Here is a 16433-nt window from a genome sequence, read left to right on the forward strand (position 1 = left end):
GTCAAACCATGTTTTTTAATACGCCTGATACGGAAACCCGCACCAAACTTTTATTGTCACGCATCGTGCAATTACAACAAGCGATTGCTCAAGGTAAAATATCGCCCGAGGAACTGGCAAAAATCGCCCGGCTATCCCCAGCGGAACTGGAAGAAAAAACACGCGATTTAAAAAATCTGGATTTATCCAACCCCCTCGATAGTGCCATTAAAAAATTATTTGATATTTTAAAGAAAGCCAAGCCGGGCGACGTAAACGCTGACCCCAAGCTGATTGAGGGTTTAAAACGCTTTGACGCCGAACATGCCGATTATTTACCCTTAACCCCCCTGGCTGTCGATAATGATCAAACACTCGCCACTCATCTGTCGGATTTCGCTATTTTTTATGACGTGTTTATCCAATACACGCAAAGCAACAAAATACCCGGCGACCTGGGGGACACGTACAACCTGACCCTGGATACGCTGGCAGCGAGAACAGGGTGGCTTCAATGGAAAAGCGAACGCCCGTTCCGCATGAACTTCAACCCCGAACGCGCCGGTTACCCCGGTCTTTTTGAAAAATTCCTTTCCGGCAATATAAGAGCGGATGAATGGTTGACGGATGTTGACATTCAGCGTCAGTTAAAGATTTTAGGTATTCTCAATTGCCACATCATCCCGTTCACCGAAGATGACCTCGGTTTGGCATTTCATTTTGCCAGGGAACAACATCAACATGATGAGCCACCAGCACCTTACACCATTCCTTTAATTGTTAATCTGGCAGAAGATGGTCACGCCCGAATTAGTTCGCGCGGAAACCATTGGGTCCGTATCCTTGTTGAGGTCGATCCAACCGACAAGCCTGTAAAAATCAAGGTGAAATACACGGATGAACTGCAACTGCATGAGGCGTCCAAGAAAAAAATTGCCGCGACTTTGAAAAATGCTTTGAAATACCATAACCAGATTGGCAGCTACACCAGCAAAGACGCGATTAAATTTTATACCGCCTTCCCTGAATGCACAGACCCTGAAATTACCGTGACCGGCACCGAGGAGCAACGTGACGGATTTACCTGTGGTTACCGCGCATTACGAGGAATCATTCAGGATCTCATCGATGCAGGCGTCATTAAAAACGAGGGCATCTATCAGCAATTCACCGAGTGCAAGGATGCCTCAAGCCTCCGTGACCTCGTCTACCGCTCCTTATTGGGTGAGCAGGTCATCAGCCAGGAAATGAGAACCGCGCTTAAGTCAATGGTTCCGGAAAGTGATTTTGAGGCACAGGATACGGATAAATTCAGGGTTAAACCGATCATCGTGGAAGGCCAGTTGCTGAAGTTTGCCCAGAATCGGGGCAGACATCCAGGCCCCAAAACAAAATTTGACAGCAAACAGCTTGAAGCCTTGGTGGCCTTGAATGCAGAGAAAGCCAAACTCAAGGATTTGCCCGCCATAAAAGCCATTACCGACGCCAAGGGTAGCCTGACACTGAATTTGGAAGAGATCCTGACTGATCAGGAGAATGAGGCGCTAGTCCTTGAGGTTCTTTTTGAAACCATTGGCCATAACTCAGCGCTTAAACAAGTGACATTGACCGGTTCTGCGAAGCTTAATCAGCAGTTTATAAGGGACAATATCGATAACTTAACGCTTGGCATCGAACTCGTTGCCGTGGAGCCCGTTTTAAGGGATTACTTAACGCTGGTGAACACTCGCAATGCTTTATTGGCGCATTTTAACGTAAAGCCTGACGCACAAAAACTCCCCTGGGATGCCTTGTTTGAAGCGATGTTATTTCAAACGCCTGATAAACCAACCCAGGGGCGATATGAATGGTTTGTGGGCTCGCTGTCTTCAGCGGATAAAAACGCCCTTCAACTCGGAACACCCGGCTTTGTGAAATTGCTGGACTACATCGCCAATAACCAAAGCCGTTTTGAAGACGGGGCTTTCGATTACCACACATTCAGCATGCGCGATGCCCAGGCCCTAGGCTATGTGATTACCGATCTGGGCATGCTCACGGCGTTACGCGATCATTTGCAATCCCCCACGCCGTTTCTCCCGTTCAGGCAATTCAGTTTCGCCATCACCGATCTAAGCCATATTGACCAGAACGCGTTGGTTAATGTCCTGAACGATATCCTCAGGCACATGCCGCCTGAAGGCATTCAACGACTGGAAATCGTCAGCTCCTCACTCGCGCCATTGAAACCAGAAACGGTTCAAGCCCTAATTGATTTAATCAGCGCAGGCCCTTATGCGACCGTTATTAGCTTTTCTGCACCGGACAAAGCATCATCAAAAATCGCAGACCAACTGGCAATCCTTGAAAATACCGGCTTGAAGAATCAGAAAAGGGGGGCCTCTTCCCGGGAGCATGAAAAACCAGCTGCTCGAGCAAGCGCACCCACCGTCACCTTAGGCAAAATCGGCAAGGCCATTTTTCAGGCTGATTTAGGCTCACTGTCAACTGAAATTCAGGTGCAACAACAGCAGCAACAACAGGTGCAACAACAGGTGCAAACGTCCCTGGATGACAACAATCTGCCAGAAGAAGACGAGTTGGAGGACGAATTATTCACTCTCTATACCGGGACTGACGAATTACTGACCCGTGGCTCCATTGGCAAGCTGGGGGAGTTCATTAAAGCCCGCCATCCCCATCTTAGTCCCGAACAGTGTTGGGACATGATTACCGGCGAAGAAGCAGCACTGTTTAAATACGGCATCAAAAAAATCAGTGTTTCTGCCGCCAAAATGCTGATTGATCATTTACAGGATGTGCAGTACGGCCTACACCCTGATAATCTGCCGCGCGGATTTGAACTGCAAAGCGACGCAGACGGCAACGTTGTGCTCGCCTATTCCGCCTTTGATGCCGCAATCAATCCCAATGAATCGCCATTAACCATTCAGTTTTCAAAGCCGCTTTTGTCGGTTGACTGGGCGGGGAATGCCTTGCAATTCATCAACCAGGAACAGGCCAAAAATTTATACGATGCGGTCATTGCCAAACTGAAAGCGCCGCGTCCGTCGCTTGAAAACTGCATCAGCCACTTTTTCTATCTTAAAGAGGACACGGTTAAGCTGTCACCCCAACAGCGTATGAGCATTTTGCAGGCTTTCATTGCCGCAGAGGACCCTGAGGCCTCCGGTAAGATGCACGCGCTCATGCAAGGCGTGTTTGGCAACACGCTGACTGAAAAAAACATCAAAGCACTCAGTGAAGTCTTTTTTGACAAGGGCGCTCCCGGCCTTCTTCAGTTACTGAGCACCCTTCAGGATCTCAAAGCCATCAAGGGCGATGCCTTTTTTGCCAGTTTCAAAGCCTGCTTTATTGATTCATCGCAAAATCTCAATGAGTTGCTTCAGGAAAACAATTTAGCCGCCATCCAGAAATTAATGGCCTTTTCCACAGCCCAGGCCACCTGGTGGCTGGCGTTAACGGAGCAGCATACCAGCAACATTGGTTATTCTCCCGACCCTAAACAGGCAGAAGAAGACGGGTTTACCCATGTGAAACAGGAACGCCATCCCGGCACCCGCTGGGCCAATCTGGCGGAACTGGCTGAGGGATTTTCCTACTTCTGCGGCCAGCTGGAAGAGGTGAGCCCCGGCCTGCATTTAACTGAATACTGCCCGTTCATGACCGGCGTAGCCGACATGCGCGTCGCACTGGATCGGTTGCTGTCAGTGATTCTCACCAATGCCCACGATATCAATGAGCAGTTTTATGACGCATTACCCGGTTTATCCCTGAGTGGCCTCGGTCCTTTTTATGCCTCACGCTACGAAGGATATAAACTGGTCACTCCGTCCATGGCGCTGAACCTGGGCAGTTTCACCGGGGAAGCGAAACTGGATGTCCGGTTTTCAGAAAAAGGCTTTGTTTATCGCTGTGATAAAGTCAACATTGGCGCCAATTTGGCCGATGGGGCCGTGGCGGATGACAGCGCTAAACAACTGGCCATTTTTTTGCGTTACATCGCAACGTTTAACCATCGTGCAGGGGTTAGACGGTATCGCGAAGCCTTTGAGCTGATTGATGATAATATTCAAAACAATAATTATTTCACCGGCAAAGAATCGCTCTTATTGCTCATCGCCGTGTTTGGAACCGGTAAACGCGGCAAACATTTTCAAAAAGGCGATATCGAGGCCCTGGTGAACTGGATAAACCAGTACAAAGACACCTCCAAAGATGAAAACCAACTCCAGTTGATGAACATTCGCGTGATGGTCAATGCCTGGCGTGGGATGCGCATGTCTCCGATACGGCCCACCCTGGCGGAGATCGTGACCATTTCCAAACAAGCCCAAAAGATGAAGCAACCGGCCCAGGTCATCAGCATGATCCAGGAATTGGTTGCAGCGTATGATGAGGATGCGCAGGATTACATTGAAACACTGACCCTTCTCTGCCAAAACCCGCACGCGATAGAACTCTCGATTTTTCAAGAGGTCATGCGCGAACTGGAAGGCCTTAACAACAAGGAGTTGAAAAAAATTGCCGATGCGAAGGCTCAGGTTCTCACCGATCACCGCAGGCTGCGCGTAAGCGCAACCCGACTGATCGCTGTCTGTACCAATGAAGGCCTTGATGAAAAAAACGCCGAGAAAAAAATCAGGGATCTTTATGAGGCGGTTACTCAATGCCTGAACACACACGGCGAGCAGACAACCCATGACCTGTTGGAACTGCTGGGTCATATTGATGTGAAATCAAAGGCGCTGCCGAGCCTCGATCAACTCATTGCCATTGTCAGGGATGTCGCGGCGAAAGAAAAACCGGAATACAGCACGCTTGAACAAACCGTCAAGGCGGCTTTGCCCAAAGACTGCACCATACAATTGGAGCAAGTCCTCGCCGCACCCGTGGAAAGCGGCGGCAATTTACAAACAATCATCGCCAAATACATGAGTGAGATCATCAAGGAACTGGCAAGTTTTAAGGGACCTATCGAGAATGAACTGGGTGACGATTTCTTTAAAATACTGGCCTCTCCGGAAGGCCCTCACGCTTTAATCAAAGGCCTTAAAAAAATTGGTCAATTTTCAGGTTTTCTAGGCGATGTCGTCAAAGGAAAAATCACCGGCGTGATGACCAATGTCTACAATACCGTCATCGATGACGGCATAGCCAATGTTGGTATTAGAGACGAGGCCACACGCGCGCGCCTCGCTAAAATCGTCAATAACAAAATGAGTCATCCCATTAGAAAAGCGGAATTTCACGCCTTTGTCGGGCTTTACGCCGACGAATTGGATAGCTTAGATAACCTGCTCGGCGATTTTAAGCGCATTCAGACCACATGGCCTTCCGACTTAACAGCCGTCATTGCCGCCTTCGATGACAGCCCGTCGCTGAAAGGATACCCGCTTACTTCTCTTGCCAAAATGACGCGTGCGCTGGTAGAGGGTTTTAACCCCAATAATCCCTTCCCAACCCGCTTACTTCGTGAATTCCTTGCGTTTAATGATCCCTCCGAGGAGACATTAAACGCCATAACTACCCTCATTGACACGGTATTCGATCCTGACAAGCACCAGACATGGAGTGATGAGGAGAAACGGGCCCTCTGTGAGCTGGGGCTTGCCTATTGCCATCGACAACCAGGTAACATCCTCAATGATTTGAAGACAATCCTTGAACTTCGCGGCAGCAACAGTGAGTTATTTGTCCAGAAGCTGCATCTTTTCATGGCTAACCAGGATAAAGTCCAACAGGACATCATCAAAAACATTAAACTGGTTGAAGGTTTGAACAATCCGGATTTGACACAAACCGTTTTCTCCTTTTTTACCGGCAACCGTGCCGCTGACTTCTCCGCCTTTATCGGGGCCTTTGAAGAGAAAGCCAAGGAGGAAGCCAAAGAGGAAGCCAAAGAGGAAGCCAAAAAGGTGCCCGATCAGGCTAAAATAGCCCTGATCATGACCATTGCCTTGCGGGCTGCCCAAAAAGAGCAGGGCGAACTGGATTCGAAGTATGATCAGAAACTGCTTGTGGATACGGTAAACCAACTGAAAAAGGCCAATCCGGAAACCCTGAAACAGCTGGGCGCTCTTTACAGCACACCCACGTACCCGAGGCTCTCGGAATTGGCCCAGATTACCTTATCTGCATCGCCGGATATGAACGAGCTTAAGAGAAAATATGACCTGGATCCGTTTGGTAAGCGCGACGATAAAAAAACGCTGGATGAGCACTTTGATGCCAGTGAACTAATCAATTACCTCAACAATCTCAAGGACATGAACTATAGCCGTACAATGCTGCTTAGCCAGCGTCAACAGCTGCAGAAGTGGTTTTTGTACATCAACGGCATTGGCAAAGACTTCGGTATCCCAATCATTGAAAACGGCAAACCCTCCGATACGCTTAAAGCCGTCAAGGACATGTCTCATCAAGAGATCCATGACCTTCTGGATTATTATAAACATCGGTTAAGCGAAGGCAGCGGGGCAACAGAGGAACAGCGCCTTAAGGCCAGACTGGAAGTCATCGCCTTGCTGCGTGAGGTGATGTATCGCGCCACAGGCAACATGCCAAGACCAACCCAAATCATGTATCTGCTGCTTTCCATGCAGACCGATGGCAATCTGGTGGGGGAAATTAAAACCGGTGAAGGGAAGTCAATGACTGCCGCCTTATCGGCTGCGCTTGCGAACCTTGAAGGCAAAACCGTTGACATCTGTACAGCGAATAGCTTCCTGGCTTCTGAAGGATTGGAAGAAAACCACGCATTCTTTGACTACCTGGGCATGCCAGTAAAACTCATCACCGCAAAATCCGGTTTTGATGATTACCAACCCAATGCCATCCATTACTCCAGCATGTCGGATGTGGCGCTCTACCGCTCCAAAATGCAACTGGAAGGTAAAACGTTCCCCGACAACTGTGCGTTGATTGCCGATGAAGTGGATTTTTCAACCCTGGATGACAGCACCCGTTATCGTTATGCGACAACGCTTGATGCCAGCACTGATCCGTATAAAAGCCCCTACACCTGGATTTATGAAGCATTAATAAATTTCACCGACGCACAGACCATACCCAGAAGCGATGCCGATCTTCAAGCACTGGCCAAAGCCTGGCTCAGAAATTCGGCGAAATCCAAAGAAGAAAAGCAGCAGCTGAAAAAACTCGAAGAACAACCTGAACTTTACCAGAAACGCTTGGAAGGCTGGTTGATTGCCGCTGGAAAAACCAGACACTTAATCGATCAGGAAGAAACCAAATTCAGAGTCGTGACCCTGGCGCATCCGAAGTTTGGTCAGGTCTCCAAAGCCTGTATTCTGACCGGCGGACGGCCTAATATTGATGCCGAATTCAGTAATGGCATCCAGCAGTTTTTGCATGTTCGCCTGCGCCAAAAATACCGTGACGCCATAGACGATGGCACCAAGCCCGGTTTTCTGGTTGAGCCTGAAAAAACCTACGTGACCTCGTTAAACAGCCGATTGTTAATGAGTACCTATCAACGAATCCTCGGCATGACAGGAACGGCGGGGTCGAAGAACGAAATCATCGAACAATACGCCAAATACGGCTTTCGCTTTGCCGGGATTCCGAAATTTACCACATCCAACCTGCGGTATTTAAATCCACTGCTCACCCAGGCTAAATACCTTGATGATCCAGAGGCGGAAGAACGGGAGCACATTCAACTCATCGTCAAAGACGTTTTGAGGTATATTCGCAGCCAGCCCGATGGGTTATGCGGTCCTGTATTAATACAGTGTCCTGATAAAACCCAGGGCGAAAAAATTTATCAGGCGCTGCATGCCGCCATTGAAGCCACTCCTGAAAAATACAAACATAAACTAAACCCTGATTTCCTGCAGCGTTTTTACAGCAGTGAAAAGCCCACGCCCAAGGAACGGAACGACGAAGAAAAGCAATTTAAAGATAAAGCAGGGCTGGATGGCGTCATTACCATTTCGTCGGTTTTTGATCGCGGCACAGACATTAAACCGACTCACGCCAATGGCCTTTATGCCATTCAAACCAGTGCCGATACCGCTCCTCATTCCAGCGAAGATTTAGAGCGGGCTTTACAGCAAAAATCCGGCCGGCCAGCGCGTAAAGGGCAACCGGGGTTTACGCGCATGATTCTTCGCCGCAGCGAATTTAAGGAAGCGTATGCCGATGCGCCCAAAAAACTTCGCAACCTTAAGGCAACAATCCAGGAAGTGGAAAAGGCCATTGCTCTGTTAAACAATATACGCAATAAACCGCGTTCAGAGGACCGTGATTTGCGGGAATCGTTTGATGGCATTAAGGATCTCATCTATCAGGAGTTTTTTCAGTTCATCACTCAGATTCATGCCACCGATGCCTCGAAAGCCAGCAAAAAGGCGATTATCAACCAATTGCTGGGGCAGTGGAATCTACTCCTTGGCAACATTGATAACTATTGGGAAGAATTGGAGCATAACCCGGCTCTGCAAGGGAAAAATACCGCGAAAATTACCCGTCTTGCTGAATTTGCTGCAAGAGAATGGAATGAGTATGCGCAACAAGACGGCATGCTGAGAGCCCATTTGCTCAAATGGGCAACACACAACAAAATTACCATTGACCTCCCCGAAGAAAGGACGCTGGATGACATCGGCTTGATCGATCAGATTACCGTCCGACATGCGCCTCTGGGTACGCATTACGTGAAGCGAACCCAGCTTCACGGTCAATTGTTCCCTGTTGCACCCGCAGCGGTTTACGCCGATATGATGGACATAGAGGCCGACTCGACAACAGAATTGAAGACTGTGGCTGAGGACGCCAGAAGTCAGGCAATCACTGCCGTGATTCGGCGACAATTGGAATGGCTCAGTACCCCGGCCTATCAACAGCAGTTAGCCGGCAAATTCACGCTCGACGCGGCTGCTCCGTTAAAGGATCAAGTTCAAACAATCATGGCGGCCATGCTTTATCTCCGTTATAAAGCTTATCGTTCAGGTAACTCGGTGGGCTATGCCAGATTCAGCAACGCCTGCGAAGACTTTATCAATCAAATGATCTGGAGCAGGTCAGACCAGTATATTGAAGCCGTGGCCAAGGCTCAGCAGGAACATTTTGTCATTTTGACCGCCCATCGCGGCGAGCATGAAAAGCAGAAAACATTGTATCTGCCCGTGATAATGGCAGAAAACCTCCGGCTCCTACCCGAATCCACGGGCAAATGGAAAAAAGACTCCTTCGCGCACTGGTGGGCCAAGTCTCCTTCCAATATGCGTGGTCAAGCCATTGAATGGCTGACCTCTTACCGTGATCATTGGTGGAAACGCAGCTGGGTTAGCGGCGATCGCAAAGACATTGTCACAAAGCTTCTGCTCGATTTAAATAACGACACGTTAAGCGCTGCCGAGATTTTACAGGCTATTCACCAAGCAAAATCACAATTGCTCAGCGATGACATAAAGCAGAAACGCCATTTAGGCAGCGGTTCAAACGGGCGTTTGTATAACTATTTAAATGAGCTTGAAGTCAGGATTCACGCCGCCATGCCGCCTGAAGAGATTGACGCCAATAGAAAAACCGAGTTTGATGCCGTAGCGGATGTGCTGGCAGCGTATGTTGATAATGAGCGACTCCCTGCCCAAAGCAAAGAAAAGGTTAAAAAATTATCAGAATTTTTAACCGCTTACCGCGCAGTGAATCCGTCCAATAAAAAGAACAGTCTCATCATTTATAAACAGCTTCTTGATTTATTTGAGTACATTGCGTCTCTCCCTGGGGAGGATAAGGATTTACAGGCCTTGCAGGAGTATTGCCGCTATGCAAGAAATCGACTGGTTTATTATTTTTACCAGGGAGAAGAATCCAGCACATTGAACAGGCCGCGTTCAATTGAGGTATACCAGGCGTTAACATACGCCGGAACCGCCTTTTTCCATAATCAGACGGGCAATGAGAAACCGCCGGTACTTCAGCTGCCTCCAAAGCAATTTAAGTACACGAATCAGACGATTGAGTTTGTTTCAAAGGATCCCCAGGTGATCAATCAAGGGATGCATTACCCGTTTTTCACCCAGGTAAACCAGGCGTCAACTTACAGGGAATTAATGGCCTACCTTGAACGATTTATCGTGGAAAAATCATTGCAGGACACCCGCATTCAATTTAAAAAAATAGAGCTTGGTGATTGCGCGCTTTTTAATCCTGGATTTACACTGACAGTTCATGCGCTGATTGATGACAAGCCAGTCGAGGTCGAATTTAATCTGGATATGAAATCGGGCGCCATGTACGCCCCCATGGAGTCACTTTATGAACTGGATGAATCCCTGGATCACGATAAGGAATTAAAGGAACTGACTGAACAAACAGAAGCCATCAAGTCTCGTTGGGCGCAACAGAAGTCGGAAGGGGTGGTGCTGCTTACTGAAATCAGAGAAGCGCTGGATAAGCTTAATCCCTCCGTGAAAGAGCAGGTCGAAGAAGACTACAAAGTGGCTCGCGCTGAAGCGAATTTGCAGAGTGAAGAGCGACCCGACCCGAATACATATTTTGGCGAGCGATTAAAGGAAATTAAAAAACAAGAGCACTTTTCACCGAATAAATTACCACACAAGTCTTGATTATTGTACAATTTTTAAATTTTGGAGTCCTACATGGAAAATGGAATAATTACAAAAAAACGGCTGACGCTGGAGACGTTCATGAAAAATGTGGATGTCACACGCGAACAGGCGATTGATCAATCCATTCTCATCAGGAAGGCAATTGCCCATTCAGAAAAACAAAAAAAAGAATACCCTGGCAAAAAGGAAGCGATTGAAAACCAATTGAAAAAATATGATGAGCTGCTTAAACAGCTGTTGACTGTCATCGACGAAATCAATGCGCACTCTCCTGACTATCAACACTCCATGATACTCCTTGAAGAAGCTGAACGTGGGAATCCTCAAGCGCCTACGGTACGATGACTGTGATCAGCCTGTGAAATCAGGCCGGTTGGTTGAATTATTTACTGATGATTTTTTTAATCGAAGCCGGGATTATGTCAACAAAATAAGTAAAATCACGTTGCCGCCAGGGAAGGCAGCCTCTCCAACCGCATTTCTATAAAACTGCCATCTGGTGATGAGTACTACAGACAGGCGCATAGCCATTCTGTCCTCCATATGAGATAATTACCTTTTGACCCTTTTTAGCCTTGCCTATGTTGTCTTTACGCCATGCCCTATTGTCTTTTCTGGTTTATCAATCATCCTGCTTCGCTCATGTCAATCAGTATGTTGATGCAATCAAGCACGATCCCAATTCGCTTTATGCCTTTTTCAAAGCAATGCCCAAAGGCGGCGAACTGCATTACCACCTCGCTGGCGGCGCTTATCCTGAAGCGATGTTGGCTGTGGCTGCTAAACACGACTATTGTCTTGATACCGCGACCTTTGCCATCAGCAAAACTACGGAGGCCTGCCGCGGTATTCCTGCCAGGGAATTAAGCCAGCATCCGGAAATCTATGCCAACACAGTACGCGCCTGGTCGATGAAAGATTTTATTCCAGGTGCTGAGTCCGGCCATGATCATTTTTTTGCCTCCTTCATGAAATTTATCCCACTGGTGGCCAATCACGATGCCGAGTTATTGAGTGAAGTAATGTTGCGGGCTGCCGATCAGCATGAACACTACATGGAAATAATGATTCTACCCGACAATGGGGCATCCATCGCGTTCGCCGATCCGTCGTTTACCTTAACCGAGATGGCAGCGATGAAAACGAAGCTTCTCGCTAACCCGGGATTTAGGGGCACCATCACTAAAACAGTCAACAAATCCGATCATCTGCTTAACGAGGCGCAATCCTTCCTTAACTGCGGGCAGAAGCCTGAACAGCCGGTTTGCGGTTTAACCGTCCGGTTTCAATATTATGTGTTAAGAGAACAAAGCCTGGATAAAGTATTTGCCCAGGCGCTGCATGGGTTTGAGGCCGCATCGCGTTCCAAATCACTGGTTGCTGTTAATCTGGTGCAACCGGAAGACGGTTATTTGTCGTTAAGGAATTACCGTGGACAAATGAAAATTTTTGAATTTCTGCACAAGAACTACCCCGAAGTACCCATTGCCCTCCATGCCGGTGAATTGTCGCCACAAGACGTTGTCCCGGCCGATACCCGTTTTCACATTCGTGACGCCATGTTAGTCGGCAATGCCAGGCGCATCGGCCATGGAGTCGACATCGCCCATGAAGAAAATCCTGACGAAATCATGCGCCTTTTAAAGGAAAGGAACATGGCCGTGGAAATTAATTTAATCAGTAATAAAGCCATTCTTGCGATTGAAGGTAAACAACACCCGCTTAATTACTACTTAAAGCACCAGGTGCCTGTCGTCCTTTCCACTGACGATGAAGGCATTTTACGCACGGATTTAACCGCCCAGTACGTTGAAGCCGTATTACACCATCAACTGGATTATGCAACGCTTAAACAGATTAACCGCAATGCCCTGACCTTCAGTTTCCTACCCGGAGAAAGTTTATGGAATCCGAGTCAGCCCGGAGTCAGCGTGCCGCAATGCAAGGATTTAAACAGCGCGACGTGCCTGAACTTCATTCAAGGCAGTCAGAAGGCCCAATTGCAGCGTCAACTGGAATTGCAACTGGCGGCATTTGAAAAGCGGTATGATCAGTAGGAATCAGTAGAAAATGGGGATTGGGCAATCCAAAGGAAGCCCAATCCTTAGCCTGTCAGGCCGAAAAAGGATCTTCAAAAACAATCGTGGAATCACGCTCCGGCCCAGTCGACAACATGGCAACGGGGATACCCAGTAATAATTCAATGCGTCTCATGTAAGCAATGGCATTGGCTGGTAATTGCTCAATGGAGGTGGCGTCCGCAGTCGATTCCTGCCAGCCTGGAAATTCTTCATAGACGGGCTCTAAGCCTGCAAAATCATCCGCGGACTGCGGAGGACGGGTCAACAGTTTGCCTTCACAATCACGATAAGCTACCGCAATTTTTAAGACATCAAGGCCATCAAGCACATCCAGTTTGGTTAGGCATAACCCGGAGATACTGTTCAGTTCGATGGAACGGCGCAGCAAAACCGCATCGAACCAACCGCAGCGGCGAGGACGGCCGGTGACCGCACCAAACTCATTGCCGCGCGAAGCCAACTGTTTGCCCACCTCATCATGCAGTTCCGTCGGGAATGGGCCGCCCCCGACACGGGTGGTGTAGGCTTTGGTGATCCCCAGAACATAATCCAGGTAACGGGGGCCAAAACCAGCGCCGTTTACCACGCTGCCTACGCAGGTATTGGACGAGGTCACGAAAGGATAGGTACCGTGATCAATATCCAGATAAACCCCTTGCGCGCCCTCAAACAAAATAGAGTCACCCTGCTCACGGTGTTCATGCAGGCGGGTGGTGACGTCACAGACCATGTCTTTTAATTCGCGAGCCCAACGCGCCGCCTCATCCAGCAACGGCTGCAGCGCGACTTCCGGTTGGTTATAATAATTTTTCAACACAAAATTATGGTATTGCAGCAATTCCTTCAATTTGGCTTCAAACCGTTGCGGATGAAACAAATCACTGACTTTAATGGCACGGCGGGCTATCTTGTCTTCATAGGCCGGACCAATACCGCGGCCTGTCGTACCGATGGCGGTGCTCCCCTTGTGCGTTTCACGCGCTTTATCCAGAGCAATATGACAAGGCAGGATGAGGGGGCAGGCCTGACTGATGTGCAGACGTGTTCTGACATCAATGCCCTTGCCTTCCAGCTCTTTAATCTCGGTTAGCAACGCGTCGGGGGCTAACACGACGCCATTAGCAATGTAACATTGCACATGGGGACGCAGCATGCCTGAGGGAATGAGACGCAAGACCGTTTTTTCACCTTTAATTTTTAGGGTATGACCCGCATTGTGGCCGCCCTGGTAGCGGACGACAACATTCACATCATGAGTCAACAGGTCAACGATCTTCCCTTTTCCTTCATCACCCCATTGCGTTCCTACTACTACAACATTCTTACCCATAATAGACTCTTACTCTGCAAATTGATGAACAACAGTGAGAAGCGTGACTCCCACCAACATGCTAATAAACCCGGCAATACGCAACACGACATCCTCTTTCTCGACAATTTTGCATAATAACTGCTTCCACCGCCCCGGTGAGGCAAACGGCATTATACCTTCAAGTACAAACATCAAGGCCAATGCGGAGAGAAAACTGACGATCACAACCACCGACTCCAATAAAAAAGGGTTAAGCATGCTTAACCCGATTTCAGCAAAATTTAATATTATATCAGTTTTTCTTAAATTCTCCATTCCCTTTTAGCATAGGATGTTTAAAGTAAGTAAAAAAGGAACTGCTTTGATCAAGAATAAGCAGATCGCGTTTGGTATTGAAACTGTTCTCATACGCTTTCAAGCTGCGGTAAAAGGCAAAAAAATCGCTGTTTTGCTGGAACGCTTTCGCGTAGATGCCGGCTGCCTCTGCCTGACCCTTCGCCCGGATTTCCTGGCCCTCACTTTGGGCTGTAGCCAGTAATACGGTGACTTGCGCATCCGCGTTGGCTTTAATGGCCTCGGCTGCCGCATTACCATCCGCACGGTGACGATTGGCTATTTTCTGCATGTCGGCCCGCATGGACTGATACACCGAATTGCTGGTGGTGGGTGGCAGTTCGATGCCTTTAATTCTCACGTCAACCACGACGACCCCTAACTGGGAAGCCTGTTGCTGTGCTTTGGTGCGCAATACCTCCATGACATCATCCCGGCTGCCCGAAACAACATCGGCAATAAAGCGCTTGCCAAATTCCGCACGGATAAAGGTATTGAGCTGCTGCTCAAGCAGGGTTTCGGCCTTGAATTCATTGCCGCCGGTGGCCTTGTAATAGCGCGCCAGATTGTCAATGCGCCATTTGACAAAATAATCGACAATAACGTCTTTCTTTTCCTTTGTCACAATCCGGGACGATTTAATATCGAGCGTCTGCAAACGGGTATCAAAAATCCGCACACTTTCAATGAAAGGTGTTTTCACATGCAAGCCCGGTCCCAATACTTTGACCTGACCGCTTTTCCCTTCTTCAACCAACCGCCCCAACCGCAGCAACAGGCCGTGCTCGCCCTGAGTAATGGTAAATACGCTGGTGAGAAACAGGATGAGTACAAAAAAGCCTAAAATTCCTAATATCGTTTTCATTGCATTCATTATTCGTTTCTCCCCTGGCGATAAAGCTGGCGTTTGGTCTGACGGCCGGCAACCAGGCTGTCTTCCTCATTATCGCCTGCATTGGCAGCCATGGATTTGCCTTTTACGGGGATAGACTGAGGCACTATACTGGTGGCCAGTTTATCCAACGGCAGATACAACAGATTGCCTGCCTTGCTATCCACAATCACTTTGGTGCTGCGACTTAAAACACGCTGCATGGTTTCGAAGTACATGCGCTCCGACGTCACAATCGGTGCCTGGGTATATTGCGGCAGCAGCGCTAAAAACTCAGCGACGTCACCCTTGGCTCGCAATACCGCCTGCTCTGCGTCTGCCTTTGCCTCCGCAAGAATCCGCTTGGCATTTCCTTCTGCAATGGGTACCACACGTGCCTGATAGGCTAAGGCCTGTCCCTGGAAGCGTTTCTCATCTTCCCTGGCCTTAATCGCATCATCAAACGCATCCTGCACGCTTTCCGGCGCACGGGCAGGCTGAGGCGATACGTTGACAATCACAATCCCCGTGTTGTATTTCTTCAGGGTTTTAACCAGCACGTCCTGCACATCCGTACCCCAGGCCTCTCGTCCTTCGGTAATGATCTGATTCAAGGTTGTCTTACCCACCACCTGACGCAGGGCGCTTGACGTGGTTTGCTGCAGGCTTTCCTCAGGGTCAGCCACATTAAACAGGTAATCTTCCAGATCGCCAATACGGTATTGCACGACCAGTGAGACCGACACCAGGTTTTCATCCTTAGTCAGCATCTGGGCGGAATAGGAATAGTGTGCGATCCTTTCCACGTTATGGACAATTTTGGTGGAGATAATGCGCGGTATCCAGTGCGGTCCCGGCCCCACGGTTTCGACGTATTTACCGAAGCGAAGAATAACGGCCTGTTCTGCGGGATCGACAATAAAAATGCCTGACAAAGCCCAGAGAATAAACAGAATAAGCGCCACCATGCCAGCCAGAAGACCACCATTGCCCTGTTTCGGCGCCGCCCCGCCCCCTTCCTGGCCAGAGCCGCCAAACAATGCTTTTTTAAGGCGCTCCTGAAAACGCTTCAATGCCTCATCCAGGTCAGGGGGCTGGTCTTTTCCACCCCATGGATCCTTGCCTTTTTCCGGCTCATTCCACCCCATTGGTTACTCTCCGCCTTGCATAAAAATAGAATTCTAGGGTTTATAGACTATGAAGGCAAGCAATGTAATGGGAATGCAAAGATTAAGTTGCTTTATGGAATCAATCAC

General features: G+C 48.6%; 7 protein-coding genes. 3 read left to right on the forward strand and 4 right to left on the reverse strand.

Translation table 11 applies throughout. From position 1 onward, the window contains the following. Positions 1–8: 8 nt before the first annotated feature. The 3 genes from GH742_RS12230 (at position 9) to GH742_RS12240 (ending at position 12637) form a co-directional block, all read left to right on the forward strand. Positions 9–10577, forward strand: a complete 10569-nt coding sequence (locus GH742_RS12230) for a hypothetical protein (protein WP_203455201.1) — start codon at positions 9–11, stop codon at positions 10575–10577. A 33-nt stretch (positions 10578–10610) separates the two neighbouring features. Then, positions 10611–10925, forward strand: coding sequence for a hypothetical protein (locus tag GH742_RS12235; RefSeq protein ID WP_108293011.1), 315 nt, complete (start codon positions 10611–10613; stop codon positions 10923–10925). A 236-nt stretch (positions 10926–11161) separates the two neighbouring features. Next, on the forward strand, positions 11162–12637 hold the full coding sequence (locus GH742_RS12240; RefSeq protein ID WP_203455202.1) for an adenosine deaminase: 1476 nt from the start codon (positions 11162–11164) through the stop codon (positions 12635–12637). A gap of 55 nt (positions 12638–12692) precedes the next feature. On the opposite strand, the gene GH742_RS12245 is transcribed toward GH742_RS12240, so the two are convergent. Genes GH742_RS12245 through hflK form a run of 4 tightly spaced genes read right to left on the reverse strand, consistent with a single transcriptional unit; the run spans position 12693 to position 16325 of the window. Beyond that, complete coding sequence (locus tag GH742_RS12245) at positions 12693–13991, reverse strand: adenylosuccinate synthase (RefSeq protein WP_203455203.1); 1299 nt, start codon at positions 13989–13991, stop codon at positions 12693–12695. A 9-nt stretch (positions 13992–14000) separates the two neighbouring features. Continuing rightward, a complete protein-coding gene (locus GH742_RS12250; protein ID WP_239005213.1) occupies positions 14001–14231 on the reverse strand; it encodes a DUF2065 domain-containing protein in 231 nt (76 codons plus the stop codon). A gap of 34 nt (positions 14232–14265) precedes the next feature. After that, complete coding sequence (gene hflC, locus GH742_RS12255; protein ID WP_203455204.1) at positions 14266–15180, reverse strand: protease modulator HflC; 915 nt, start codon at positions 15178–15180, stop codon at positions 14266–14268. Further along, complete coding sequence (gene hflK, locus GH742_RS12260) at positions 15180–16325, reverse strand: FtsH protease activity modulator HflK (protein WP_203455205.1); 1146 nt, start codon at positions 16323–16325, stop codon at positions 15180–15182. The genes hflC and hflK overlap by 1 nt, the downstream gene beginning before the upstream one ends. Positions 16326–16433: the final 108 nt, after the last annotated feature.

The organism is Legionella sp. MW5194 (assembly GCF_016864235.1).
Classification (GTDB): Bacteria; Pseudomonadota; Gammaproteobacteria; order Legionellales; family Legionellaceae; genus Legionella_C.

What these genes read in the sequence shown, in the direction of transcription:
- GH742_RS12230 (WP_203455201.1), top strand. Translation starts at nt 9, where the DNA reads ATGTTTTTTAATACGCCTGATACGGAAACCCGCACCAAACTTTTATTG.
- GH742_RS12235 (WP_108293011.1), top strand. Translation starts at nt 10,611, where the DNA reads ATGGAAAATGGAATAATTACAAAAAAACGGCTGACGCTGGAGACGTTC.
- GH742_RS12240 (WP_203455202.1), top strand. Translation starts at nt 11,162, where the DNA reads ATGTTGTCTTTACGCCATGCCCTATTGTCTTTTCTGGTTTATCAATCA.
- GH742_RS12245 (WP_203455203.1), bottom strand. Translation starts at nt 13,991, where the DNA reads ATGGGTAAGAATGTTGTAGTAGTAGGAACGCAATGGGGTGATGAAGGA.
- GH742_RS12250 (WP_239005213.1), bottom strand. Translation starts at nt 14,231, where the DNA reads ATGCTTAACCCTTTTTTATTGGAGTCGGTGGTTGTGATCGTCAGTTTT.
- hflC (WP_203455204.1), bottom strand. Translation starts at nt 15,180, where the DNA reads ATGAATGCAATGAAAACGATATTAGGAATTTTAGGCTTTTTTGTACTC.
- hflK (WP_203455205.1), bottom strand. Translation starts at nt 16,325, where the DNA reads ATGGGGTGGAATGAGCCGGAAAAAGGCAAGGATCCATGGGGTGGAAAA.